The 23,396-nt window shown below is 63.7% G+C and carries 23 protein-coding genes and 2 riboswitches; of the genes, 7 read left to right on the top strand and 16 right to left on the bottom strand.

The window, feature by feature from the left end; all coding sequences use genetic code 11:
• Positions 1–3: 3 nt before the first annotated feature.
• The gene (gene nrdH, locus FIU89_RS05200) at positions 4–225 is read right to left on the bottom strand and encodes a glutaredoxin-like protein NrdH (protein WP_152491612.1); all 222 of its coding nucleotides are present in this window, start codon (positions 223–225) and stop codon (positions 4–6) included.
• A gap of 101 nt (positions 226–326) precedes the next feature.
• Positions 327–520, bottom strand: a riboswitch (cobalamin riboswitch).
• 126 nt (positions 521–646) lie between these two features.
• Positions 647–854: riboswitch (cobalamin riboswitch) on the top strand.
• A gap of 114 nt (positions 855–968) precedes the next feature.
• On the opposite strand from nrdH, the gene FIU89_RS05195 reads away from it, so the two are divergent.
• Both FIU89_RS05195 and FIU89_RS05190 read left to right on the top strand, forming a co-directional pair.
• Positions 969–2,198 (top strand): aromatic ring-hydroxylating dioxygenase subunit alpha, encoded by a 1,230-nt coding sequence (locus tag FIU89_RS05195; protein WP_152491611.1) that lies wholly within the window; start codon positions 969–971, stop codon positions 2,196–2,198.
• 4 nt (positions 2,199–2,202) lie between these two features.
• Positions 2,203–3,279, top strand: coding sequence for a hybrid-cluster NAD(P)-dependent oxidoreductase (locus tag FIU89_RS05190; RefSeq protein ID WP_152491610.1), 1,077 nt, complete (start codon positions 2,203–2,205; stop codon positions 3,277–3,279).
• 707 nt (positions 3,280–3,986) lie between these two features.
• Here FIU89_RS05190 and FIU89_RS05185 read toward each other — a convergent pair.
• Genes FIU89_RS05185 through FIU89_RS05175 form a run of 3 tightly spaced genes read right to left on the bottom strand, consistent with a single transcriptional unit; the run spans position 3,987 to position 5,811 of the window.
• Positions 3,987–4,688, bottom strand: a complete 702-nt coding sequence (locus tag FIU89_RS05185) for a Crp/Fnr family transcriptional regulator (protein WP_152491609.1) — start codon at positions 4,686–4,688, stop codon at positions 3,987–3,989.
• Positions 4,689–4,732: 44 nt separating this feature from the next.
• Positions 4,733–5,107, bottom strand: coding sequence for a DUF3307 domain-containing protein (locus FIU89_RS05180; protein ID WP_152491608.1), 375 nt, complete (start codon positions 5,105–5,107; stop codon positions 4,733–4,735).
• Entirely contained in the window at positions 5,104–5,811 is a 708-nt protein-coding gene (locus FIU89_RS05175; protein ID WP_152491607.1) for a cyclic nucleotide-binding domain-containing protein, read from the bottom strand. Before FIU89_RS05175 ends, FIU89_RS05180 begins: the two co-directional genes overlap by 4 nt.
• A 203-nt stretch (positions 5,812–6,014) precedes the next feature.
• Between FIU89_RS05175 and FIU89_RS05170 the strand changes: the two genes are divergently transcribed.
• From FIU89_RS05170 to FIU89_RS05155, 4 genes are all read left to right on the top strand, one after another.
• Positions 6,015–7,214: a YcaO-like family protein gene (locus FIU89_RS05170; protein ID WP_152491606.1), complete on the top strand. Its 1,200-nt coding sequence runs from the start codon at positions 6,015–6,017 to the stop codon at positions 7,212–7,214.
• Positions 7,211–8,548: a TfuA-like protein gene (locus tag FIU89_RS05165; RefSeq protein ID WP_152491605.1), complete on the top strand. Its 1,338-nt coding sequence runs from the start codon at positions 7,211–7,213 to the stop codon at positions 8,546–8,548. The genes FIU89_RS05170 and FIU89_RS05165 overlap by 4 nt, the downstream gene beginning before the upstream one ends.
• Positions 8,549–8,591: 43 nt before the next feature.
• The gene (locus tag FIU89_RS05160) at positions 8,592–9,893 is read left to right on the top strand and encodes a hypothetical protein (protein ID WP_172978029.1); all 1,302 of its coding nucleotides are present in this window, start codon (positions 8,592–8,594) and stop codon (positions 9,891–9,893) included.
• A 72-nt stretch (positions 9,894–9,965) separates the two neighbouring features.
• Positions 9,966–10,553 carry a hypothetical protein gene (locus tag FIU89_RS05155; RefSeq protein ID WP_152491604.1) on the top strand — a complete coding sequence of 196 codons (588 nt, stop codon included), beginning with the start codon at positions 9,966–9,968 and terminating at the stop codon, positions 10,551–10,553.
• A gap of 71 nt (positions 10,554–10,624) precedes the next feature.
• Here FIU89_RS05155 and FIU89_RS05150 read toward each other — a convergent pair whose 3' ends face one another.
• From FIU89_RS05150 to FIU89_RS05125, 6 genes are all read right to left on the bottom strand, one after another.
• Positions 10,625–12,310, bottom strand: a complete 1,686-nt coding sequence (locus FIU89_RS05150) for a tetratricopeptide repeat protein (RefSeq protein ID WP_152491603.1) — start codon at positions 12,308–12,310, stop codon at positions 10,625–10,627.
• Between the two features lie 93 nt (positions 12,311–12,403).
• Positions 12,404–13,048: a GNAT family N-acetyltransferase gene (locus FIU89_RS05145; RefSeq protein WP_152491602.1), complete on the bottom strand. Its 645-nt coding sequence runs from the start codon at positions 13,046–13,048 to the stop codon at positions 12,404–12,406.
• A gap of 366 nt (positions 13,049–13,414) precedes the next feature.
• Complete coding sequence (locus tag FIU89_RS05140) at positions 13,415–14,905, bottom strand: tripartite tricarboxylate transporter permease (RefSeq protein WP_152491601.1); 1,491 nt, start codon at positions 14,903–14,905, stop codon at positions 13,415–13,417.
• Positions 14,906–14,918: 13 nt separating this feature from the next.
• Positions 14,919–15,353, bottom strand: a complete 435-nt coding sequence (locus tag FIU89_RS05135; RefSeq protein WP_152491600.1) for a tripartite tricarboxylate transporter TctB family protein — start codon at positions 15,351–15,353, stop codon at positions 14,919–14,921.
• Positions 15,353–16,303, bottom strand: a complete 951-nt coding sequence (locus FIU89_RS05130) for a tripartite tricarboxylate transporter substrate binding protein (RefSeq protein ID WP_152491599.1) — start codon at positions 16,301–16,303, stop codon at positions 15,353–15,355. Before FIU89_RS05130 ends, FIU89_RS05135 begins: the two co-directional genes overlap by 1 nt.
• A gap of 26 nt (positions 16,304–16,329) precedes the next feature.
• The gene (locus tag FIU89_RS05125) at positions 16,330–17,058 is read right to left on the bottom strand and encodes a GntR family transcriptional regulator (RefSeq protein WP_152491598.1); all 729 of its coding nucleotides are present in this window, start codon (positions 17,056–17,058) and stop codon (positions 16,330–16,332) included.
• Between the two features lie 86 nt (positions 17,059–17,144).
• On the opposite strand from FIU89_RS05125, the gene FIU89_RS05120 reads away from it, so the two are divergent.
• Positions 17,145–17,915 carry an amidohydrolase gene (locus tag FIU89_RS05120; RefSeq protein WP_152491597.1) on the top strand — a complete coding sequence of 257 codons (771 nt, stop codon included), beginning with the start codon at positions 17,145–17,147 and terminating at the stop codon, positions 17,913–17,915.
• Between the two features lie 138 nt (positions 17,916–18,053).
• On the opposite strand, the gene FIU89_RS05115 is transcribed toward FIU89_RS05120, so the two are convergent.
• Genes FIU89_RS05115 through FIU89_RS05090 form a run of 6 tightly spaced genes read right to left on the bottom strand, consistent with a single transcriptional unit; the run spans position 18,054 to position 23,340 of the window.
• Entirely contained in the window at positions 18,054–18,731 is a 678-nt protein-coding gene (locus FIU89_RS05115) for a cysteine hydrolase family protein (protein WP_152491596.1), read from the bottom strand.
• 24 nt (positions 18,732–18,755) lie between these two features.
• The gene (locus tag FIU89_RS05110; protein ID WP_216647050.1) at positions 18,756–19,763 is read right to left on the bottom strand and encodes a phosphotransferase enzyme family protein; all 1,008 of its coding nucleotides are present in this window, start codon (positions 19,761–19,763) and stop codon (positions 18,756–18,758) included.
• Positions 19,764–19,796: 33 nt separating this feature from the next.
• Positions 19,797–20,567 (bottom strand): 3-oxoacyl-ACP reductase FabG, encoded by a 771-nt coding sequence (fabG, locus tag FIU89_RS05105; protein ID WP_152491595.1) that lies wholly within the window; start codon positions 20,565–20,567, stop codon positions 19,797–19,799.
• Between the two features lie 36 nt (positions 20,568–20,603).
• A complete protein-coding gene (locus FIU89_RS05100; protein WP_152491594.1) occupies positions 20,604–21,416 on the bottom strand; it encodes an ABC transporter permease in 813 nt (270 codons plus the stop codon).
• Positions 21,416–22,270 carry an ABC transporter permease gene (locus FIU89_RS05095; RefSeq protein WP_152491593.1) on the bottom strand — a complete coding sequence of 285 codons (855 nt, stop codon included), beginning with the start codon at positions 22,268–22,270 and terminating at the stop codon, positions 21,416–21,418. Before FIU89_RS05095 ends, FIU89_RS05100 begins: the two co-directional genes overlap by 1 nt.
• The gene (locus tag FIU89_RS05090) at positions 22,267–23,340 is read right to left on the bottom strand and encodes an ABC transporter ATP-binding protein (protein WP_152491592.1); all 1,074 of its coding nucleotides are present in this window, start codon (positions 23,338–23,340) and stop codon (positions 22,267–22,269) included. Before FIU89_RS05090 ends, FIU89_RS05095 begins: the two co-directional genes overlap by 4 nt.
• Between the last annotated feature and the right edge of the window lie 56 nt (positions 23,341–23,396).

Raw genomic sequence — 23,396 nt, 5'->3', positions numbered from 1 at the left:
CGCTCAGCAGAGCCGGCCGATCATGTCGGGACGGAACCCGGCCCAGTGATCGTCTCCGGCGACGACGACAGGCACCTGCCGGTAGCCCAGGTCCTGCACGTGCTCCATCGCGGCGGTGTCCTCGGTCAGGTCGACGATGTCATAGGCGAGGCCACGGGCGTCCAGCGCTCGGGTCGTTGCGGTGCACTGCACGCAGGCAGGTTTGGAATAGACGGTGATGCTCATGGTGCTCTGTCCCTTGTTTTGGTTTGCGAATGGCGGGACAGGACACGGGAACAGCAGGCCACCAGGGCCCCTGACACGCGCCCGGGCCCTCCGCCCGCGGTCGTCGTTCACTGCGCCTTGGCAGGTCTCCTGGCTCGCGGCTCTTGCGCCTTGGTCCGCCTTCCCGGTGTTGCCTCACCAGTGGTTCCGGACCTTGGCTTGCCGCTTACAGTTGCGGGGGCAGCGCCGGTGTCGCACCGGCTTCCCTTTTCACCCACAATGTCGAGTCGCGGGCACCAAAGCAACACCATATTGGGTACTGGCACACGAAACTGTCAATATATAGTTTACCTTGCTGCAGCGATTTTTGTCCCATCGTGCAGGATGTCTGATTCACTTCAGCGAGTGTCGCAATTCTCATATTGCGCCGCCCGGCCTGTGATAATCGGGGAAGTTGCAAGGTGCCGCCTGCGGGCGGAGAATTGGGAAGCCGGTGAAATCCCGGCACTGCCCCCGCAACGGTAACGGTGTTGCAACGGGCGCGGTCACGACCACTGGGGAAGAGGAGCCCCGGGAAGGTTTCGCGCCACGAGGTCCCGCACAAGGGCCGCACCGGAGTCCGGAAACCAGCCTTGCAATGACGTCAAACCGCGGGAGGCGGTGCGGGCGCTGCTTCGGGTCCGGCTCCTCGCTTGCCGCACCTGTGGACCGCGCGTGCCGACCTCCTGCCCGAATTTGCCGCGGGGCGCGGCAGGAGGCCAAGGATGAACACCCAACCGATCAGCGAATTGCTGGCGCGGCGTCGGCCGGGCCATGCGCTGGAGCAGGCATTCTATACCGATGCGGACGTGTTCCGCGCGGACATGGAAAACATCTTCTACCGCGACTGGCTCTTTGCCGTGCCGGCCTGCGAACTGCCCAAGCCGGGCAGCTTCGTGACCCACCGCGTCGGCGACTATGGCGTCGTCATCGTGCGCGGCGCCGATGGCGAGATCCGCGCCTTCCACAATTCCTGCCGCCACCGCGGCTCGGTTCTGTGCAAGGTGGCCAAGGGCAACGCGCCCAAGCTGGTCTGCCCCTATCACCAATGGACCTACGAACTGGACGGGCGGCTGCTGTGGGCGCGGGAAATGGGGCCTGACTTCGACCCCACCAAGCACGGGCTGAAGCCGGTGCATTGCCGTATCCTCAGCGGGCTGGTCTATATCTGCCTGGCCGACGATGCGCCCGATTTCGACGCCTTCGCCGAACTGGCGCAGCCCTACCTGCAGGTGCATGACCTGACGAATGCCAAGGTCGCCTTCGAGACCTCGATCGTCGAGCACGGCAACTGGAAACTGGTGTGGGAGAACAACCGCGAGTGCTATCACTGCGGCGGCAACCATCCGGGCCTCTGCCGCTCCTTCACCGACGACCCCAACGTCACCGGCATCGAGGAAGGCGTCACCCCGCCCCATCTTCAGGCGCATTTCGACCGGCTGGAGGCACAGGGCGTCCCGTCGCAGTTCCGCATGTCGGACGACATGCAATACCGCCTCGCGCGGATGCCGCTGCTGCCCGGCGCCAAGAGCTTTACCATGGACCTCAAGCCCGCCGTGTCGAAATGGCTGGGCCGGGTCAGCGATGACACGGCGGGCACGCTGCTGAAATACCATTACCCCACGACCTGGAACCATTTCCTGCCGGATCACTCCATCGTCTTCCGCGTCACGCCCCTGACGCCGATGACGACCGAGGTCACCACCAAGTGGCTGGTGCACAAAGACGCGGTCGAGGGCGTGGATTACGACGTCACGCGCCTGTCCGAGGTCTGGGTCGCCACCAATGACGAGGACCGCCGCGTGGTCGAGGACAACCAGCTTGGCATCCTGTCCCCGGCCTACGAACCCGGCCCCTATTCCCCGATCCACGAAACGGGCGTGATCGGCTTCGTCGAGTGGTACTGCAACACGATGCGCCAGCGGCTGGACCCTGTCGCGATGGCGGCGGAGTGATCCGATGAACGATCTGTCCCACGTTCCCGCCCGTGCGATCTGGTCGGATGACGAGATGCTGGAATGCGTCTCGGTCATTCCCGAGCGACCGAACACCGCGACCTTTACCTTTCGCGCGCCGTCGGGGGCACTGTTCGACTATCGCCCGGGCCAGTTCCTGACGCTGGAAATCCCCGCGCCGGGCGGCACCGTGCACCGGACCTACACGATATCGTCCTCGCCGTCGCGGCCGCGGTCGGTCTCGGTCACGGTCAAGGCGCAGGCCGACAGCGTGGGCACGCGCTGGATGCTCGACAACCTCGTGCCCGGCGTTCGGATCAGAGCCTTGGGGCCTTCGGGCCTCTTCACCCATCTCGATCACCCCGCCGAGAAATACCTGTTCATCTCGGCCGGCTCCGGCATCACGCCGATGATGTCGATGACGACATGGATGTTCGACCTGGGAACCGAACCCGACATTGTCTTCATCAACTGCGCCCGGCGCCCCGGCGAGATCATCTTTCGCGAACGGCTGGAACACATGTCCAGCCGCGTGCCGGGCATCGACCTGCACTGGGTGGTCGAAACCCCTGACCGCTATGCGCCCTGGACCGGCTATCGCGGCACGTTCAACCAGTTGATGCTGGGGCTGATGGCGCAGGATTACCTCGAACGCGAAGTCTTCTGCTGCGGCCCCGAGCCCTTCATGCAGGCGGTGCGCGAGGCGCTTCAAGGTCTCGGCTTCGACATGGCGCATTACCACCAGGAAAGCTTCCACGCACCGGCGGCGACCGAGGCCGAGATCCCCGAGATCGACGATGTCGTCCCCGACCAGGCCGCACAGGCCGAGGTCGAGTTCGCCCTCTCCGGCGTCAGCGCGAATGTCTCGGAGACAGACACCATCCTGTCGGCGGCGCGGGCCAACGGGCTGAACATCCCGTCGGGCTGCACCTTCGGCGTGTGCGGCACCTGCAAGGTCCGCAAAAGCGCGGGCGAGGTGCACATGGTGCATAACGGTGGCATCTCGGAGGACGATATCGCCGAGGGTTATATTCTCGCCTGCTGTTCGCACCCCATCGGCAAGGTGTCGGTGGACGTGTGAACGCAATGATGAACCGGCAGCTGCCTCGGGCAGCGGCCACCTCCTGCCGGCGGCGGCCTTGAACTTCCGCCGGTTCTGGCGACACCAAGGCCCGCTCGCTGACATCCTTTCCGACGAAACAACGCCAGTCTGTTCCCAACGCGCTGACGGGTGACGCCAATTCCAGGCGCTCTCCCGGCAGCACGTTCGAGAAACACTTCAGCAGGACGTCCCATCGAAGTCCTGTTCGCCCCAAGGATATTTCCGGGCCGTCACCACACCTCGCAAGGTCCGGACCAATGTAAAAACCCGGGTCCGAACCGCATACTGCTTTGACACAGCTGCCAGCCCGTCCCGGGAGCTTTGGTACTAAAAAATGATGCTTCCTATTTACAACTTCGGCCAGCTAGTATCCTGCCAACCCGAGAGAACAGTTCTCACAGACCACTCACTGTCTTGCCCCCGGTTTGCCCAGACGGCCTTGACCGCCCTAGCCTGAATCGCAGTTGGCTAATACCCAAGGCTGCTACCAGAAATCCCGGAGGTAAGCTCTGTCCCCCTGTTAAGCATTATTAACCAAAGCCAAGCGCCCGACTGTGAACGGGATCACATGTTTTCGATTTTGTCGTCACCGGCCGGGTTTGAAACAATTTTGTTGCGCAAACCGACACCACAGCGGTCGCGAAGATCTCCCGGCCTGTGCATGGGGTCAAACAGCTCGCAAGGATTCAACGACCGGGCGTGTTCTTGACGATATCCGCAGGTGACATGATCTGAATGACGCCTTTGCGCATCGAGATCTTTCCCTGGTCCTGCAAAAGCTTCAACTGCTTGTTGATCGCCTCTCGCGTGACGCCCAGCATCTCGGCCAACGCGCTTTGGGAAAACTTCCGGCCCAGGTCCAACACCTCGTCGTCGAGCGTGCCGTGTTTCAACCCCAGCTCCGCAAGCTTCTGAAGCAGCCGTTGCGACAGGTTGTCGAATGCGAATTTCTGAAGCGTCTCGTTCGACTCCCGAAGCCGCTGCGACAGAAACCCGATCAGGTGCGCCGCAAGCGCCGGTTCTTCGGCCAGCAGCGCGACCATGGTGCCCGTCTCAAGGTGAAGCAGGCTGGAATCCTCCATCGCGGTCACCGTGGCCGACCGGGGATCGGGGCTGACCAGGGTCATCTCGCCCAGGGGCGCCCCCCGTTCCGGCACCGCGAGGGTCAGGACGTCACCGTCCGTATTGACAATGCTGACCCGGACCATCCCGGTGCAGTGCACGTAAAGGCCGTCCGAGGGATCGCCTTGGTGAAACAGGACTTTTCCACGCGGAAGGAACACACCCTGTGCCCGCGCCGCAATGCGCTCGACCACGTCTTTCCCGAGGTTCGAGAACAGCGGGCAGGCACACAGGTACTTCTGTTTCTGCTTGTCCGCGATCTTCATTGGATGCTCCGCAAACACGTGCCTGTTCCGACCGGCAAAGCCAACTACAGCAGACCGATCGCAAGTATCGCCACATAGGTCAGCTGATGTGCGGCCTGATCCAGCCCGACCAGCCTCCAGAACCCGGCCTCGCCAAGATCAGCATTTGCTTTCTGAAGGTTGGCCTTTTTCCAGTCGATCACGTGATGCACGAAAACCTCGGCCAATGCCAGCCCGACGATCAGACCGGGCCCGCCCAGACCCGCAAGCGCCATGACCGGCACGCTCAGCAGACCGTGAAGCCCTGCATGCGCTAACCCGGCCGGGTGCAGGAACTCCCCCTTGTGCGCAAGCATGTCACCCGTCTGCCATCGGAAGTCCGCGAGATAATGTTTGACCTGTATCAGGACCAGAAAGATCAGGATCCCGCTCTCGGTCACTCTGCCGCTGCCTTCTGTCGTGTCAGGGCCTTGTTGGCGGCAACCAGCTTGCTGCGGGTGTCAAGGTTCATCCCGCTTTCCAGCCCGCGCCGGAATTCGACATCCGTCGCCGCCAGCTCCGCCAGGGCCTCGGACGATATCATGAAGATGCGGCTTGGCTCTGCCGTGCGCACGGTCGCGGATGCGGGCCCCTTCTGCATGACGTTCAATTCGCCGACCAGCCCGGAAACAACCCTGCCGATCCGCTCCGACGACGAGAATACGTCGGCCGAGCCGCGGGCCAGGAAGGTCAGATGCGTGACCGGCTCGTGTTCCTGCGTGATCCTGATGCCCGGTTCGGCATCGAGCCAGATACCATGGTCAAGAAACCTGCGCGCCGTTGTCTTGGAGAACTCCGGAAAGATCTTGTCGACAAAAGCGCTTTCCTCCTCGTTCAATCGGGCCATGCGATCCAGCAGCAACATGCGGACAAGCCCGACGACGCTGATCAGGATCCAGAGGATCGGAACAATCGCCAAGGACAAACTGAACGCGACCGTCAAACCGACAAGAACGAAGGACGCCGCGAGGAAATTCAGGATCACGTAAGCATAGCCGTTCCCGCGGATCACCCCGGTCTGCAGCAAGGCATACGCCCCGAGATACAGCGCGACACCAAGATATCCGATCCAGTGATAAACGTCTTCGGGAATACCGTTCAGCATCCGTTGGCTCCGTTCGGTGGGCTCCGGCCTTCGTCGGTTATACCACTTTTTCGAAATCTGGAGAATGATGCGGGCAAGACATCGTTCGTCATCGGCCACATTGACCGGCGACGGGCGATGGATCACTCTTGCAAGCGGAGATGTGTCATCGCCGCATTTGATTACCGATTTCCGTCGAAGCCGCTGAAAGCAAAGTCATTCGCATGTCGTCCAGGAAAGAATACCTGCTTGATACGCATCGCCTGTGCGATCCCGCCGAAACGCTGGAGCGCGTCCGGCCGCATCTGTCCCGCATGGGCATCACCCGCATCGCCAACCTGACGGGCCTCGACCGTATCGGCTTGCCGACGGTCATGGTGACGCGGCCGAATTCCCGCTCGGTCGCGGTGTCGCTGGGCAAAGGGCTGTCGCTGGAGGCGGCGCGGGTTTCGGGCGTCATGGAGGCTGTCGAGACCTGGCACGCTGAAAGGGTCGTACGACCGATCCGCCGCGAGTCCTTTGCCGGGTTGCAGGCCGAGGTGGCGGTCGCGGACGTCATGCGCCTGCCGGACGTCACCGGCGCCAGGTTCGACCCGCATCGCCGGATCCTGTGGGTCGAAGGGCGGGATCTGGGTCAGGATTCCGCCTGCTGGGTGCCGCTGGAGATGGTCGACACCGACTATACCGGGCCACCCGATGGCGGGCACGGAACGTTCCCGCGTACCACGAACGGCCTTGCCTCCGGCAACGACACGACCGAGGCGACCTGTCACGCGATCTGCGAACTGATCGAGCGGGACGCGACAACGCTTTGGCATCACGGGTCCGGGGACACGCGGATCGACCCCGCATCGGTTGACGACCCCCGGTGCCGCGACGCGCTCAATCGAGTGGTCGGGGCCGGCTTGGACATCGGGCTGTGGGAGACAACGTCGGATATCGGCGTGCCCGCCTTTCGCTGCATGATCTGCGAGGCAGGCGACATCCAAGGCCATATCGGGATCGGGGACGGCTGCCACCCGGACCGCGCCATCGCCCTTCTGCGCGCGGTGACCGAGGCGGCGCAGACCCGGCTGACCTACATTTCCGGCGCACGCGACGATCTCGATCCTTCGGAATTCACGACCCGGGCCGTGGCGGCCAGGGGGCGCTACGTGCGTCACCTGATCGCCGGCGCAAGGCCGGAGCGCCGTTTCACCAACGCCCCGAACGCGACGACGGAAACCTTCGAGGATGACCTGGCATGGTTGCTGCAGCGCCTGTCTTCCGCCGGCATGGACCAGGTCGTGACGGTCGACCTGTCGCGCCCGGACATCGGGATTTCCGTGATCCGCGCGGTCATTCCGGGGCTCGAGGCACCGCATGACGACCCGGATTTCGTCGCCGGCCCAAGGGCACGGGCATTGCAGGCAGGTGCCGCATGACGCCCGTGATCTTTGCAGGCCCGACCATCGCCGCCCAGGATATTCGGACCGTGCTCGATGCCGAGGTGCTGCCCCCCGTGGCCCAGGGCGACGTCTATCGCGCGGCGCGTCGGCGCCCACCGGCCATCGGTATCATCGACGGCTATTTCGAAGGGGTGCCGTCGGTCTGGCACAAGGAAATCCTCTGGGCGATGGAGCAGGGCATTCCGGTCTTCGGAAGCGCCAGCATGGGCGCCCTGCGGGCCGCCGAACTGCACGACTTCGGCATGATCGGCGTCGGTGCGATATTCGAGTCCTACCTGCAAGGCGAGATCGCCGACGATGACGAAGTCGCCGTCCTGCACGGTCCGGCAGAGCTTGGGTTCGTGGCATTGAGCGAGCCCATGGTCTCCGTCCGCGCCACGGTGAAACGCGCCATCTCCGCGCAGGTCCTGACGCCCGACGCGGCCGCGCTTCTGACCGAAACCGCAAAATCGCTCCACTACAAGACCCGCACCTGGGACGAAATATCGGCGCGGCTTCTGCATGAGCCGGGCCTTGCAGCGTTCTTCGCTTGGCTTCCCGATGGAAAGGTCGACGCCAAAGGCGACGATGCCCGATCCATGCTGGACCACATGGCCGCATTCCTCGCAAGCGAGGCCCGAAGCGACGGGACAGAGGCGCAGAGGGTCGAGCGCACGCTGGTCTGGCAGGGTCTCGTGCGGCGTATCGAGGCGGAAGGCGAAACCGGAACCGCCGCCGCCGGGGCCGTGCTGGACGAACTGCGACTGGACCCCGAAAGATACGAAGCCACACGTGACCGGGCCATGTTGCGCAGCCTTGCCCTGGAGGATGCCGCACGTCGCGGTGCGCAGGCGGACCGCGACACCCTGCGCGCGGTGATGGACAGCCATCGGCGCCGGAATACCCTGTCCCGCCGTGACGCCCTGCTCACCTGGCTCGACGCGAACGACCTTGACGGGCAAAGCTACGAGACCCTGCTGACGGAGGCCGCCCTGATAGAAGACACACGCGCCGCACGGTCGCCGGGGCTGGACGCGCATATCCTGTCCGAGCTGCGCTGGACGGGCGCCTATGCCAAGCTGAAGCACCGGGCCGAGGCAAAGGCCCGGACCACCGCCGAAGATGCCGGCCCGCAGGCATCGCCGGACCGGCTGCGCCTGCTGGTCTGGTTCTTCGAAACCCGTCTCGGCCGCGCGGTGCCTAACGATCCGGACAGGTTCGCCCGATCGCTCGGGCTGGAAGGCCGCGACGAACTTATCGCGCTCATCGCACGCGAGTTCCGGTATAACCCAGATGAAGGTGACACCCAGAGCGCCGGGAGCCGGGGCTGACCCGCGCGCATGGAGCACGCGCCAGGACGAAACGGAGGATCTGATGCAGTTTCCGGATTACGCCGCAGAGGACGAAGCGCCGGGCACGCGCTTTCTTCTGTTTCCGCAATCCCCGTTCGGAGAGGCCGCCGCGGAACTGGAACTGGTCGAAATCTCGGCCCCGCCCGGCACGATCGGCCCCGGTCCGTCGGGGCCGCGCATGTACGTGGTCGACCCAGTCGGCAAAACCATACCTTATGGCGCCATCGTTCCCGGGCCCGTAGGGCCGGGTATGTACCTGCCGCCCTGGCACGGGCAGCGCAACGCGCCGGCCATCCCGGATGAATACGGCAACTTCATCCACATCGCGCCCGATGCCCCGGAATTCGAGGCGGCGCATCTATTCGGCTCGGCGCATTTCACGATGGATGTCTGGGAAGGGTATTTCGGGCGCCGGATCCCGTGGCACTTCGAGTCCGACTACGACAAGCTGGAACTGTCCCTGCTGCCCGGCCTCGACAATGCGCATATCGGTTGGGGGTTCCTTGAAACCGGCGGCACCACGGAACACGGGGGAGAATACAGGCCATACAGCCTGAATTTCGACGTCGTCGCCCATGAAATCGGGCACGCCTTGATCTACAGCGTCATCGGCCTGCCCTCGGACGAAAACGCATCGGGCGAATATTACGGCTTCCACGAATCCGCCGCCGACATGGTCGCACTTCTGGCGTCGCTGCATTTCGGGTCGGTGGTCGAGACGCTGCTCGACGAAACGCGGGGCAACCTCTACACCTACAATCGCCTCAATCGGTTCGCCGAAACGGCACAGACGGCCCAGATCCGCATGGCGGCCAACGACAGGCTCCTGTCCGATTTCGCGTGCGGCTGGACAAGCGAACACGCCTTGTCGGAACCGCTGACCGGCGCCTTGTTCGATATCCTGATCGACGTGTTCCACGAACGGTTGCTGGACCACGGCCTGATTACGCCCGAGATCGAAGACCTGTCCGATCGGCTCGAAGGCACGCCCGACTACAGCACCGTGATGCAGGCCCTATTCGACGAGCGCTACGCGCGGGATCCCGAAGGTTTCCGCATCGCGCTCCTGGAAGCGCGGGACCTGATGGGCTCTTATCTTGCGGACGCGTGGGATATGCTGGACGCGGACGGGCTGAGCTATTCGCATGTCGAAGAGGCGCTGCTGGCCGTTGATCGCGATATCTCCGGCGGGGCGTACCAACAGATCATCGAAGGCAATTTCCGCGTGCGCGACATTGGTCTGGCGCGGGTGGGGCCACGACTTGCCGATCCCGATGGCAACAGCCACGCGGCGTCGGTCCGGACGCGTGTGCCGCACCCGTAGCGGCGCAAATACCTTTGGCGATCCTCCGAGTTTGTGGCATCCTGCCTGAAATACATTTTAAAAGAGGACATCATGTCGGAGTCATTGTTGAGCTTTTCAGAAGTGCTGTTGTTCGGCCGCATTCTCGATGATCTTGTCTACAAGCGCAGCCCGTCCAGAAGCCTTGGCGGCAACAAGCATCTCGACGAACAGTTCGCCCTGGCCGACGACAAGGAATGCGAGCAGTCGCCCGCTTTCGCCAAGATCTACGGCTTCGCCCACGAAGGCACGTATTTCGATCTGCCGGAACCCGTGATCTTTCTCGTTCATGGCAAGGGTCAAAGCGCCACCGATGGCGACCTGCCCGGTAACCTGGGGGCACGCGCCCCCAGCGACCCCTCGAAAAGCGGCGTTGCCGCCGCCGACTTCCAGATCGCGAACGACATCCGGGTCTGGAACTATGACAAGGCCGATCAGACCATGCGCATGGACGTCTCGACCGGCATGTTCGAGCAGGTCCTGCTGGAGGCCTACTTTGCCGGTGACGGTGGCGGCGTGAGCGGCGCGAAGGTCAGTGGGGCCAAGGTCAGCGGCGCTAAGGTCAGTGGTGCCAAGGTAAGCGGCGCAAAGGTAAGCGGTGCCAAAGTGAGTGGCGCGAAAGCACGTGGATCGGGCGACTGAAGCGCCACTTGAACCTTGGTTAATGGCAGTTGGTTTCAAGGATGGGTCCTTGGCGAGGCCTGATAGCCCCGTCAGAACCCGGCCTTCTTCAGACCTTCCAGGAAATGCTGCGTGTCCTCTTCCAGGCGGTCGGGAATGATCTGTTCCCACCGCTTGATCGAAAAGTTCGGATGCACGGTGCGGTGCTTCTCCGCGATCTTGCGCGCCAGTTCGGTCTGGCCCAGCTGCGCATAGCTCGCCGCCAGCATCCGCTGCCCCTCCGTCGGGTTGTTCATCTTGCTGACGGTTTCGATCACCGCGTCATATTGCTTGAGGTTATAGTAAGCCCCGCCAAGGTGCCACAGGTACTGGTCCGGGAAGAACGGGTTCAGCCGCATCGCCCGTTGCAGGTGCTGGATCGCCTCCTCGTTCTGCCCGGAATGCGCCAGGGCATCCGCGTAATCCGACAAAAGGTCTGCATCGTTCGGATTAAGCTTGAGCGCTCGATCATACGCCCCCAGCGCCGCTTCGTGTTCCTTTCGATACAGGTGCACGAAACCGAGTTCTCCGAAGGCGCGAGCATCCGTCGGGTCCTGGTCGGCGGCGCGACGGGCATAGGAAAGAGCGGTGTCGAGCGCCTCGTCGCCGTCCGCGTTCCAGGAATAGCGCCAGTCGATGTTCAGGGTCCGCGACAAGGCCGCCGAGGCACGGGCATATTTCCCGTCCAGTGACAGGGCCTGCTCGTACAGCATCCGCGCATGCTCGTTGTCCTGCCGGGTGTATTTGAAGATCAACTGCTGGGCCCGCAGCACAAAGCCGTAGGCCGCAAGATCCGAAGGGATCGACGCACTGAACCGGCGACGTTCCTCTGCCTCGACCAGGACCGCCGCCGCTCCGACGATCGACGAGGTCATTTCGTCCTGGATCTCGAAGATGTCCTCGTGATCGCGTTTGTAGGTTTCGCCCCATATCGTCCGGGATGAATCCGTATCGATCAGTTCGACCTTGATCCGCAGCTTCGTCTTCGCGCGCTGAACGCTGCCGCGCACGACATAGCGCACCCCCAGCTTCGCCGCGGCCTGGCTTGGGGGCAGGTCCTGCGTCCTGAACGCAAAGCTCGTGTTCCGATTGATGACGAACAGGTTCTTGAACTTTGACAGCGCCAGAATGATGTCCTCGGTCAACCCTTCCGCAAACCAGCTCTCGGAGTCGTCGCCGCCGCGAATATCGAAGGGAAGAACGGCAATCGAGGGCGTGTCCGGCCGGCTATACTGCATCGACGGCGACGATGGTCGAACCGTGGCCGCCATGGTGGCGCCCTCGACTTCGGTGCGGATGCAGAAGATGGGGATCGGCTGCTCGATGTTCTTGAGCATCTGCGGGCCAAGAAACTCGTAGCCCAGGCGCAGCTTGTCGCGAACCTGCTCGTACACGCTGGAACTGACGAAGACACGACCGGGGTCTGCGATCTCCTGCAGTCGGGCCGCGATGTTCACGATGTCGCCATGAATGCCGCGGTCGTCGAGCAGGAATTCACCAAGGTGGATCCCGACCCGAAAGCTGATCTTTTTGGCCAGGGGCACGGCGGCATTGCTGCGCTCGGTGATGCGTTGCAGTTCGACGCCGAACAGCACCGCATCCGTCGCCGTGTCGAACCGCGCGAGGATACCGTCGCCCTTGACGTCGACGAACATCCCGCCGTGCTCGACACAGGCCGCCTCGAGCCGTTCCAGAAGGGCGCGCAGGGCCTTGTAGGTGTCGATCTCGTTCCGCCCCATGAGCCGGGAATACCCGACGACATCGGCAAACAGGACAGCCCCGAGCCGCTGTCTGAAAATAGGTTCCTGCGGGGTCAACTATCCTGCTTCCATTCAGAGCGCTGCGGACCTCTGCGGTGGCCATTTCGATCCCGACGTCATCCCGTCGCCGAACGCGATCACCGTTTCTTCTCCAAGTTCATGTGCGAGCGCGTCCCGCCGCGCGTTCCAGTTCTCCGCCAAAAGACCGACTACGATCATGTCGTGGTACTTCCCGCCGGAAAACCAGGCCTGCCGCATCGTGCCCTCGACTTCAAAGCCGGCCTGGCTGGTCAGGTCGCGGCTGCCCGCGTTGTCCTTGCGGTAATAGGATGTCACCCGGTTCAGCCCGAGCTGCCGGAATCCGAAATCCAGCACCAGCGCAGATGCCCGAATGCCCAGTCCCTGTCGCCGGATCGCGCGGTCGACAAAAAGCGCTATGACCGCGTCGCGATTGACATGCGAAATCCGTTCCAGGCCGACGATACCCGCAACGCCGGCGGCCTCGGATGTGATCGTGAACCAGCACTTGTCGTCCTGGTCCTGGGGCGTGTCAGTCATGTTCCACAGTTTCTCACAGGTCGCCATATCGTAGGGGACGCGCGAGTTGCGATCAAATAGCGCCAGATCCCCCACGTCCTGAAACCACTGTGTAATCGCAGTCAGATCCGGCTTTTCCAATGGTCTGAGAGAGTATGAATTCGAAGTATTGTCAGGCATGTGTCAAAACCATTCAATAAAGGTTGAGTAAGTCAGCGTAGCATAAAATCCGTGCAATCAAACGACCTGCGTTGCCAAACACCATCGCGGCTTCTTGGGGCTTCGGCGCCCGGCCCGCGACCGAATCAGCAGGCCCCGGATCGTGACCGAACGCGGAACGGATTGCCAGACGGGACGGGCCTGCCGCCTTCCCGGACTGCGAAATCTCGGCCCGTGCCAAATCCGCCAAGTGTCAAAGATGTGGCCCCGGGGAGGTCCGAGCACCAACCACGGATGCACACCTGGCCTCACGGTCCCGACCTCCGGAACGTCTCTGGAGGAAGAGACGCCCTGGACATCTCCCCGACCGTTCGGGGGACTCTGCGGTCAGGCTCTGCGCCGCCGCCGCGAGATGGCCGACAGGATCGGCAGGAGGATCAGCCCGAGCGTGGCAAGGGCGATCACGGCAGAGATCGGTCGCGTCACCAGCTCCGTGACATCACCGCGACTGATCAGAAGCGCGCGGCGCACGTTCTGCTCCGCCATGGGGCCAAGGATCAGGCCAAGGACGATCGGCGCAAGCGGGACGTTCACCTTCTCGAAAACATAGCCCGCAAGACCGGCGGCAAACATGATCCACAAGTCCACGATCCGGCCGTTGATGACATAGACGCCGACGGCCATCAGCACGAGGATCGTGGGAACCAGCAGCACACCCGGCAGCCGCTGGACCTGGGCAAAGACCTTGGTTGCCGCCGCCCCGCCCACGGCGAGGATCAAAAGCGACGTCAGCAGCATCTGCACCATGAACCCGCCGACAAGGCTCGGGTTCTGGTGGAACAGCTGCGGTCCGGGCTGCAGACCGTGGATCAAAAGCGCGCCCAGCACCAGCGCGGCGACCACGTTGCCGGGAATGCCAAGTGTCAGCGCCGGGATCATCGAGGCCGCGTTGTCGGCATTGTTGCCGCATTCCGCCGCCGCCACGCCGGCGGGATTGCCCTTGCCAAAGCTGTCGGGGTCGTCGCTGGCACTCTTGGCCGCATTGTAGCTCAGGAAGGCCGCGATGTTGCCACCGGCGCCGGGCAGGATGCCCACACCGATGCCGATCAGCGACGAGCGGATCCAGGTCGGGACGAAGCCGCGGATCTCGGACCACGGCACCTTTGCCGGTTCAAGTTTCAACTGCGCGGCCGACAGCCCCTTGAGGTCCGCCGACTCGGCCAGCGCGATGACCGGCGGCAGGGCGTAAAGACCGACGAGGATCACGATCAGGTCCAGGCCGCTCAGCAGCCAGACCTGGTCGAATGTAAAGCGCGCCGCGCCGGACAACTGGTCGAGGCCGACCGTTCCAAGCAGCAGGCCCAGGGTCGCGGCCATCAGGCCCTTGGCCGCATCGGACCCCACCAGCACGCCGATGGAGGCCATGCCGAACATCGCGATCCAGAAATACTCTGCCGGTCCGAAGGCCAGCGTGGCCCGCGCCAGGATCGGGCCGATCGTCATCAGCGCGATGGCCGATGCGGTGCCGCCGAGCGCCGAGGACCAGCAGGCGATCTTGAGCGCGCGGGCCGCCTCGCCCCGCTGCGCCATCGGATAGCCGTCGAACGTGGTCGCGATGGCCGCCGGCGTGCCGGGAATGCGCAGCAGGATCGCCGGAATCGCGCCGCCATACATCGACCCGTTGTAGATCCCCGCGACCATGCCAAGCGCGACAAGCGGTTCCATCGAATAGGTCAGCGGCAGCAGAAGCGCGATGGCCATGACCGGGTTGAGGCCCGGCAACGCGCCGATGAACACGCCCAGGATGGACGCGCCGAGCATCGCCGCCACCGGCCCGAGCGCAAAGACGCCCGAAAGAACTTGGGTCACGATATCCATGAAATCGCCTCGGTCAGAAGGTTTGCCGGAACTCTGTCGGCAGCGGCTTTTCGAGAACAATCGAGAAGACGGCCCACACGATGCCGATGAAGACGGCGGTCGCCAACGCCAGAAGGACGGGCTGCCGGAAGCCCAGGGCGACCGGCAGGGCAAGGACGACAAGCGCCGATGCGGTGTAGAACCCGAGGATCGGAACGATCGCCAGATAGACAGCGCCGATCGCAACGGTGATGAAGACGCGCCCGGTATGGTTGGTCAGCGGGCGCGGCTCGGCCCGCCCCCGGACCACGCCCCTGCCCGCAACCAGCAGGCCGAAACCGGACAGCACCAGGCCAAGCACCATGGGATAGGTGCCCGACGCACCGGAATACGCGGCGGCCTTGACCGCCGCGAAGATACCAAGGGCGGCAAAGACAGTGCCGAGAACGATATCCTGCCGCCGTTCCATCAGCCGCCCAGGCCCAGCTTTTCGGCGACCTTGGCAAGCGCGTCGTATTCGTTGCGCAGCCGCACGGCGAGCGCGTCGCCGGTCACGACATTCGGGATCTCGCCTTTCGTCGCAAGGAACTCGACATAGGACGGATCGTTCACGGTTTTCTCCAGCGCCGCGGACAGGCGCTCCGCAATGGCCGGATCGAGGCCTGCAGGTGCCAGCACCATCCGCCACAAAAGCGTTTCCTCGTCGCCAAGCCCCAGCGTTTCCAGGCCCGCGGCCTGCGGCAACGCGTCAACCGGAGCGGCCGAGGTCACGATCAGGCACTTGGCCTCGCCGGACTCGGTATAGGGCAGCACCGGCGAGATCGAACCGCCATAGATGTCGACGTGCCCGCCAAGGAAGTTCTGCAAGGTCTCGCCCGCCCCGCCAAAGGGAATGGCGACAGCCTCGATCTCCTTGGCCTGGAAGATGCGCTCGGCGGCCATCTGCATCGTGCCGCCGATGCCGTCGTTGCCATAGGTGTACTTGCCCGGATTGGCCGCAAGCTCGGCCAGGAATTCCTCGCCGGTCTCGGCTGGAAAGTCGGGGCCCACGCACATCGTGTAGGCGGTCTCGGAGGTCGACGCGATGGGGCTGAAGCTGTCGATGTCATAGGCGACGCTCTGGACTTGCGGCACCGTGGTGATCGGGCTGTTCCAGGTCGCCAGCAGCGAGTATCCGCTGGGCTTGTCCATCATGAACTGGGTCACGCCGACAGAGCCGCCGCCGCCGGCCACGTTCAGGATCGCGATGGACTGGCCAAGCTCTTCCTCGAGCAGGGTGGCCAGCTTGCGCGCGCTCGTGTCGGTGCCGCCGCCGGCAGGGGCCGGGATCGTCACCTCGATGGCGCGTTCGGGGTATTCTGCAAAAGCCGCCACGGTGGACAGGGCCAGCGCACTGGCGCCGATAAGCAGGGTCTTCATGGGTTTCCTCCCTCTGGTGGTAAGTCTCAGCCGATACGGCTGCGATAGCGAAATCGGTCGGCCCGCCCGTAGGCGACCCGCCATTCAACGGCTTCGCCGGTCATGGCAAAGGCCGTGCGTTCGATGGTTGCGACAGCAGCGCCCTCGCCCAGCCCGAGACGCTGGGCGACGGCGTGATCTGCGGTGCCGAAACTGACTTCGTCCTCGGCCCGCGCCACGAAGACGCCGAAACGCTCGAAATAGACCGGGTAGAGCAGCGGACCGATCTCGTCCGCCGGGATCGTCGCGAATCCGGGAAAGCGGGACTGCGGAATGTATATCTCCTCGAACAGCAGCGGCTGCTCGGACAGGCAGCGCAGGCGTTCGATGCGGATGACCTCGGTCGTCCCCAGCGCGGCGGCCACATGCTCGGTTGGCGTCACCAGCGCGCGCGAGATCAGGCGGCTGGTGGGAATGCTCTGTTCCGAACCGTGCTCGCGCACCTGGAAAAACCGGAACAGCGTCGCATCGAAGGCGGGCTTGCGCAGGAACGTCCCGGCGCCCTGGCGCCGTTCAAGAAGTCCCTCGTCGGAGAGTTTTTGCAAGGCCTTCCGCACGGTGCCGACCGAAAGCGCGTGTTCCGCCGCCAAGCGGTTGTCGGACGGCAGAGCCTCGTCCGGTTTCCACTCGCCCGCGGCAATCCGGCGGGCGATATCGTCGCGCAGACGCAGGTAAGCCGGAAGCCGGTCGTCGCTGACGTTCAATGCCTGGGCCATGTGGTCTCCTCCGACGCCGGGTATACGCGTGTTGACCACGCCAGTCAACTAGTTCTATATATAAGTATATAACTTGAGGACTCCCGGTGATAAATTTCGACTGTCACGCCCATGTCTACGAACACATCCGTGCGGTGCCGGGCGCCCGGTATGTCCCGCACGCGCCCGCACCGCTCGACACATGGCTGCGGCTTCAATCCGATCATGGTTTGCGCGGCGGAGTCATCGTGCAGGTCAGCTTTCTGGGAACGGACAACTCCCAGCTTCTGAAGGCACTGTCGCTGCTCGACCAGGATCGGTTCGCCGGCATTGCATGCCTCGGCATGGACACGCCCGAATCCGACCTCCGCGACCTCGCAGTGGCGGGGGTGCGCGGCGTGCGCTGGAACCTCGTCGCCGGCGCGGCGCTGCCGGATCCCGCGGACAGACAGGTGCGCCGGTTCCTCGACCTTCTTCGCGCGCACGGGATGCATGTCGAGGTCCAGCTCGAAAGCGACCGATGGGCAGATTACCTGCCTGCCCTGGCCGGGTCGCCCGTCGCCGTCGTCATCGACCACATGGGCCTGCCGATATCGCAGGACGCGCAGGCCGAGCCCTGGCTCGATGCCTTGGAGGCCTGCCCGAACCGGGAACGCTTCTTCGTCAAGCTGAGCGCGCCCTATCGCGGCACGCGGGACACCCGCGCGCATCTCGACCGGCTGACCGGCCTTCTGCCCGCCGGTCGCTTCGTCTGGGGCAGCGACTGGCCGCACACACGGTTCGAGCACGCCGCCTCCTTCGCCGAAGGCCTGCAGGAGGTCGCGGCGCGTTTCGACGACACGCAAGCCGCCCGATCCCTCTACGGCATTCGGGTCTGAAGCGCGACCGGGGCTTCGCCCCCGTCGCCCCCGGCCAACACCAGAGCGCGGTCAGTCGGACGATCGGATATCAAGGACGAAACCGCTCCGGTGTCCTGGCGCCGGGGCATCCCGTCCTGACCTGCTGACCGGCGCGCTTCAGTCGCGAGTGACAAACCCGTCCAGGTCGCTCATCCCCACGACGTGGCAGTAGATCATGTTGATGATCTTCAGCTCCTCTTCGTGCAAGGCATCCGTGGCCGCCGCGCAGGCATCATGCACGACCAGCACCTCGAAGCTCTCGTCGGCCAGAGAGCGGACCGTCGAGCTGACGCATTGATCGGTGAAGATGCCTGACACGATCACGTGGCGGATGCCGATATTGTGCAGCATCAGCCGCAGGTTGGTCCCGGTGAGCGCGCTGTCGGTGGTCTTGGTGACCACGATCTCGTCGCCTTTCGGCGCGAGCGCGTCGACGATCTGGCAGTCTTCGCGCCCCTTGGGCAAGAGCAGATAGTTGAACCCCGGTTTCTTCTGGCTGAGCGAGCGGTCGCGGCCGTCTTCCGTCTGGCAGGCGATCCGGGCGAACATCACTTCGATCCCTTCCGCACGCGCCCATTCGATCAGCCGCGCGTTGTTCGGAATGACGATATCGTTCATCCGGTCGAAAAACGGCTGCCAGCGTCGGGCCTCGGTGTCGTCGTCCGGAGCTTCGAGATAGGTGTTCTGGATGTCGATCACCAGCAGCGCGGTGCTCGCCGGATCGAGCGCGATGTCCTCGGGCTCTTCGGCGGTCTCGTAGTAAAAGCTGCGGAACGCGGTTTTCCAGTTGCTCATGTCGGTCCCTCTTGCCAACGGGGGCTAGGCCCCGATCCTGTCCATAAAGGCCTGGCCCAGCCGCGCCGTCACGGCCGCGAAACCCGGCGCCAGTTCCTGCGGCTCGGGCGCCTCGATATGGCTGCCGATCCAAGCCAGCAGCGCCATCCGCCGCAGCATCACGAACGTGTCGATCTCGGCCTCTTCCTCGTCGCTCATTTCGCGGACGGAGCGATAGCCGCGCACCCAGGCCTCGCGCATGGCGGGAATGCGCGGGTCGTCTTCGATAAAGCTGATGGCGGCGGCGAAATCGTAAAGGAACCACCCCCAGCCGCAATCGTCGAAATCGATCAGGCGGGTGCCGTTGGCATCCACCAGAAGGTTGGCCAGACGCATGTCGGCGTGGATCAGGTTGAAGCGGTCGGGCGCCTTGCCGAACGCATCGAGCCGATCGCGGATCGTCTGCTCCACCTTTTCCAGCACCTGCGCGACCTCCGGCGTGACCTCCGGCGCGTCGCGCCAGTCGCCCCATGTCGCCTCGGGGCCGAACATCGCGTCGGCATCCCATGTCAGGCGCTCGAAGTCCTTCGGCTTGTCCCATCCCAGCACGTGGTCATGACAGCGCGCGGCAATGGTGCCCAGTTCCTCGAACCCCTCGGTCATGTCACCGCTTTCATCGGGCTCCGAGCCTTCTACGAAATGGAACAGGACCATGTAGCGGGCATCGGGCAGGCCATCGACCTTGCCGCGCTGGATCGGGTCACCGTTCCTGCCGGTATAATAACCGGGCGTGGTGACCACCCCGTCGCGGTCGAGCGCTTCGAGCCAGGCAAGCTCGCACTCGATGGCGCGGTGCGAATGATAGTTCTCGCGGTGGATGCGCAGGACGGACCTGTAGCCGTCCGGCGCCTCCACCAGGTAGGTCGCGTTTTCCGATACGTTGATCAGCCGCGCCTTGGCCCCGTCGGGAACGTCCCACAGCGAGAGCGACTGCTGCGCGAGCCGGTCAAGATGGCGCAGCAATTCTTCCAGTGGCATATCCGATCCGGACATCGCGATCTCCCTTCCTGTCGTCTCTTTCGGTCGTCAGATCTCTTCCATCGCCTCGAGCGATTCGGGCAGGATCTGGCCACCGTCGATAACGATTTGCTGGCCGGTGATGTAGCCGGCTTCGTCCGACGCGAAAAAGAGCGCGGCATTGCCGATATCCTCGACATCCCCCAGGCGCTTGAGCGGGATCGACGCGGCCATCGTGTCGAGATAGTCCTGGCCGAGATCCTGCAAACCTTCGGTATAGATGTTGCCCGGCATCACGGCATTGATCGTGGTGTTGTAGCGCGACAATTCCATCGCCGCCGTCTTGATGAAGCCGAGTTGACCGGATTTCGAGGCCCCGTAATGCGCCCAGCCCGGAAAGCCCGTATGCGGTCCGGTGATGGACGAGGTGATCACGACCCGGCCCTTGCCCGCCTTCTCGAAATGCGGAATCGCCGCTTTCACGCAAAGGAAGGACGAGCGCAGGTTCGTGGCCATGACCTGGTCCCATTCGGCGGGGTCCATGTCGATCATCTTGGTCTGCGGGAATGCGCCGGCATTGGCGCACAGCACGTGCAGGCCGCCCTGCGCCTCGGCGGTGCTGTCCACCATGGCCTTGACCGAGTCCCAGTCGGCCACGTCGCACACTTCGTAGCGGACATCGCCCTCGATCTCGCTTGCGGCCTTTTTCAGGTCATCCTCGTTGCGGGCGGCGATCGTCAGCTTCGCGCCTTGCCGCGCAAAGACCGTGGCGATCCCGCGGCCAATGCCCTTGGACCCGCCTGTGACGATGACGCTTTTGCCTTTGAGTGACGTAAGCATGAAATTTCCTCCGTGTTGGTGTGGTCTTGTGTTGGTTCAGTCCTGGGCCGTTCTGGCCTCTTTGTTTGCCCGCATCAGCCAGACCACCGCGAAGGCGAACAGGATCAGCAGGAACGATCCGACCACGGACATGATGCCAAGCGTGGGCACGAGCGGCGAATAGCCCGACACCATCTTCGCATAGAGCCATTCGGGAAGGGTCGAATCCGCGCCGGTGGTGAACAGCGACAGGGGGAAGTTGCCCCAGCTGAGAAGGAAGGCGAACAGGCCCGCCGACACCAGTCCGGGCATAAGCAGCGGCAACGTGATCTCGCGCAGGACGGTGAAGGTGCCTGCGCCCATGTCGCGCGCCGCTTCCTCCAGCGCCGGGTCGAAGCTGTAGGCACGGATGGCGACGATCAGCGTGGCGATCGGCGTGATCCAGACCAGGTGGGCCACGACCGCCGTCTTCCAGGTGGGAATGATGCCAAGCGAGTTGAACCACATCAACAGCGCCAGGCCCAGAACGGTCTGCGGAAAGAAGATCGGCAACAGGATCAGTTTCTGAAACGCGTTACGAAAGCGCCACTGATACCGGGCAAAGGCCAGCGCGCCGAAGAACGCGAAGACCAGCGACACGATGGTGACCACGACCGCGACCGAAAGCGAGGTCAGCAGCAACTCGCTGACGGTGCTGCTTTCCAGTGCTTCGCCGTACCACTTGGTCGAGTAGCGCCGGATCGGAAAGGTGAGATACCGCGCCTGCGACACGGACGCGAAGCCCACCGACACCAGCGGCAGGTACAGAAACGCGATCATCGCGATCCCGTAGATGAACAGGACGGTCCGGGTCAGACGACTGGCGTTCATCAGCGTTTCCTTCCCATGATGGCGTCAAGATCGACCTTCGAGACACCGAAGAGCGCAAGCGTGCCGATAATCACGATCAGCACCATCGACAGGGCAGAGCCCAGCGGCCAGTTCTGGCCGAAGGTGAACGCGGTTTCGATGTCGTCGGCGATGGCGATGACGGCCTGCCCGCCGAGGATCTTGGATTCGGCCAGCGCCCCCGCCGCCAGCACGAAGCTGAGCAGCGAGCCCACGACGATGCCGGGCGCGGCCAGGGGGATCTCGATCTGCCACAGGACCTGCCAGCGCGACGCGCCAAGGTCATAGGCGGCCTGGCGTGTGTCGTCGGGCACCATCGCAATGCCCTGCGCCAACGGGAACAGCATGAAGGGCAGGTAGACATAGACAAGACCGAAGACGATGATCGGCACGCCGTAAAGCGGGCTGTCGAACCCGACGCCGGTGAAGGCACGGAAATGTCCTTCGATCAGGCCGCCTTTCATCAGGGTCAGGACCCAGCCGAAAAGTCGGATATTCTCCGACACGAACAGGCTCATGACGATCGCGATGGTCAGCACCAGCGTGAACCGCTTGAAAATCTTGGCCATGGCGTAGGCGAGCGGCCAGCAGACGATCAGCAGGATCACGGTGGAGGCCAGCGCCATTCCCAGCGACCACAGGAGCGACTTGTAATAGCCCTGCTGGACGAACACCGCATAGGCCGAAAAGTCCGGCGTATTGGCGAGCGAAAAGACCTTGGGCGGCATGATCGAGAACAGCGCCACCACCAGCAGCGGCGCAAGAAACGCCAGCCCCAGCAGCACCACCACCGGCAGGGCCGAGAAGAGCCCGAGTTTTTGATCGAGGGTCTTCATGGGGCCTCGTCGATGAAATGCGTGTTTTCGACATTGAAACCGACGGTCAGCGTTTCGCCCTCGGACACGCTGCGCCGGTCCTCGCGAAGCTTTTCGACCGTGACCATGCCGGTCGGGGTCTCGATTTCGTACTGGATGCGCGATCCAAGCGCGTATTCCCCGTGCAGCGGACCGGACAGGGTAAAGTCGAAGGCATCGGCGGAGTCCGCAAATCCCACATACTCGGGGCGCACCATGAGCAGGCCACGCGCCCCCTGCCCCGCCGGTTTCAGTTTCACTCCGGACCGGCTCGACAGAACATCGCTCGACACCGACCCATCGGCGGCAACCGTCACGTCGAACAGGTTCACTTCGCCCATGAACTCGGCCACGAACCGGCTGACCGGCGCGCCGTAGATCTCGTCGGCCACCGAGATCTGTTCGATCCTGCCCTGTTTCATGATGGCGATCCGGTCCGACATCACCATCGCCTCTTCGAGGGAGTGGGTGATGTAGACAAAGGTCTTGCCGGTGCGGGCGTGCAGGTCCTTCAGCTCTTTTTCCAGCGTCTTGCGCAGCCGGTAATCGAGCGCCGAAAGCGGTTCGTCGAAGAACAGGATCTCGGGGTCGAAGGCCAGTGCGCGCGCCAGGGCGACGCGTTGCTTCTCGCCGCCGGAGCATTGCGAGACGCGCTTGTCGTAATAGCTTTGCGGCAGGCGCAGCAGGTCAAGCAGCTCCAGCGCCCTGGCCTTGCGGCGGTCCGGGGCTTCCTTGCGCAGTTTCAGCGGAAACTCGATGTTCTGGCCGACCGTCATGTGCGGAAACAGCGCCAGCGACTGGAACACCATGCAGGTCGGACGCTTGTTCGCGGGGGTGTCGTCGATGCGTTTGTCACGCAACCGGATTTCACCGCCCGTCAGGTCGTCCATGCCCACGAGCAGGCGGATGAGCGTCGATTTACCGCTGCCGGAGGGGCCGACGATCGTGAAGAACTCGCCCTCTATGATGTCGAGATCGATCCGATCAAGTGCGGTGAAGTTCCCGAAGGACTTCACGACGCCGCGCAGGCTCAGAAAAGGCGAGGAATTCATGCTCTACCCTTGAAAATAGGAAAATCAGAAGAGACGGTCCCGGCGCCCCAGGCGCC

Source organism: Roseovarius sp. THAF27 (genome assembly GCF_009363655.1).
Classification (GTDB): Bacteria; Pseudomonadota; Alphaproteobacteria; order Rhodobacterales; family Rhodobacteraceae; genus Roseovarius.
This window is presented reverse-complemented; position numbering and strand designations above follow the sequence as displayed.

Bases quoted from the DNA above. Each gene is read 5' to 3' on its own strand.
- nrdH (WP_152491612.1), bottom strand. From the start codon at position 225: ATGAGCATCACCGTCTATTCCAAACCTGCCTGCGTGCAGTGCACCGCA.
- FIU89_RS05195 (WP_152491611.1), top strand. From the start codon at position 969: ATGAACACCCAACCGATCAGCGAATTGCTGGCGCGGCGTCGGCCGGGC.
- FIU89_RS05190 (WP_152491610.1), top strand. From the start codon at position 2,203: ATGAACGATCTGTCCCACGTTCCCGCCCGTGCGATCTGGTCGGATGAC.
- FIU89_RS05185 (WP_152491609.1), bottom strand. From the start codon at position 4,688: ATGAAGATCGCGGACAAGCAGAAACAGAAGTACCTGTGTGCCTGCCCG.
- FIU89_RS05175 (WP_152491607.1), bottom strand. From the start codon at position 5,811: ATGCTGAACGGTATTCCCGAAGACGTTTATCACTGGATCGGATATCTT.
- FIU89_RS05170 (WP_152491606.1), top strand. From the start codon at position 6,015: ATGTCGTCCAGGAAAGAATACCTGCTTGATACGCATCGCCTGTGCGAT.
- FIU89_RS05165 (WP_152491605.1), top strand. From the start codon at position 7,211: ATGACGCCCGTGATCTTTGCAGGCCCGACCATCGCCGCCCAGGATATT.
- FIU89_RS05160 (WP_172978029.1), top strand. From the start codon at position 8,592: ATGCAGTTTCCGGATTACGCCGCAGAGGACGAAGCGCCGGGCACGCGC.
- FIU89_RS05155 (WP_152491604.1), top strand. From the start codon at position 9,966: ATGTCGGAGTCATTGTTGAGCTTTTCAGAAGTGCTGTTGTTCGGCCGC.
- FIU89_RS05150 (WP_152491603.1), bottom strand. From the start codon at position 12,310: ATGGGGCGGAACGAGATCGACACCTACAAGGCCCTGCGCGCCCTTCTG.
- FIU89_RS05145 (WP_152491602.1), bottom strand. From the start codon at position 13,048: ATGCCTGACAATACTTCGAATTCATACTCTCTCAGACCATTGGAAAAG.
- FIU89_RS05140 (WP_152491601.1), bottom strand. From the start codon at position 14,905: ATGGATATCGTGACCCAAGTTCTTTCGGGCGTCTTTGCGCTCGGGCCG.
- FIU89_RS05135 (WP_152491600.1), bottom strand. From the start codon at position 15,353: ATGGAACGGCGGCAGGATATCGTTCTCGGCACTGTCTTTGCCGCCCTT.
- FIU89_RS05130 (WP_152491599.1), bottom strand. From the start codon at position 16,303: ATGAAGACCCTGCTTATCGGCGCCAGTGCGCTGGCCCTGTCCACCGTG.
- FIU89_RS05125 (WP_152491598.1), bottom strand. From the start codon at position 17,058: ATGGCCCAGGCATTGAACGTCAGCGACGACCGGCTTCCGGCTTACCTG.
- FIU89_RS05115 (WP_152491596.1), bottom strand. From the start codon at position 18,731: ATGAGCAACTGGAAAACCGCGTTCCGCAGCTTTTACTACGAGACCGCC.
- FIU89_RS05110 (WP_216647050.1), bottom strand. From the start codon at position 19,763: ATGTCCGGATCGGATATGCCACTGGAAGAATTGCTGCGCCATCTTGAC.
- fabG (WP_152491595.1), bottom strand. From the start codon at position 20,567: ATGCTTACGTCACTCAAAGGCAAAAGCGTCATCGTCACAGGCGGGTCC.
- FIU89_RS05100 (WP_152491594.1), bottom strand. From the start codon at position 21,416: ATGAACGCCAGTCGTCTGACCCGGACCGTCCTGTTCATCTACGGGATC.
- FIU89_RS05095 (WP_152491593.1), bottom strand. From the start codon at position 22,270: ATGAAGACCCTCGATCAAAAACTCGGGCTCTTCTCGGCCCTGCCGGTG.
- FIU89_RS05090 (WP_152491592.1), bottom strand. From the start codon at position 23,340: ATGAATTCCTCGCCTTTTCTGAGCCTGCGCGGCGTCGTGAAGTCCTTC.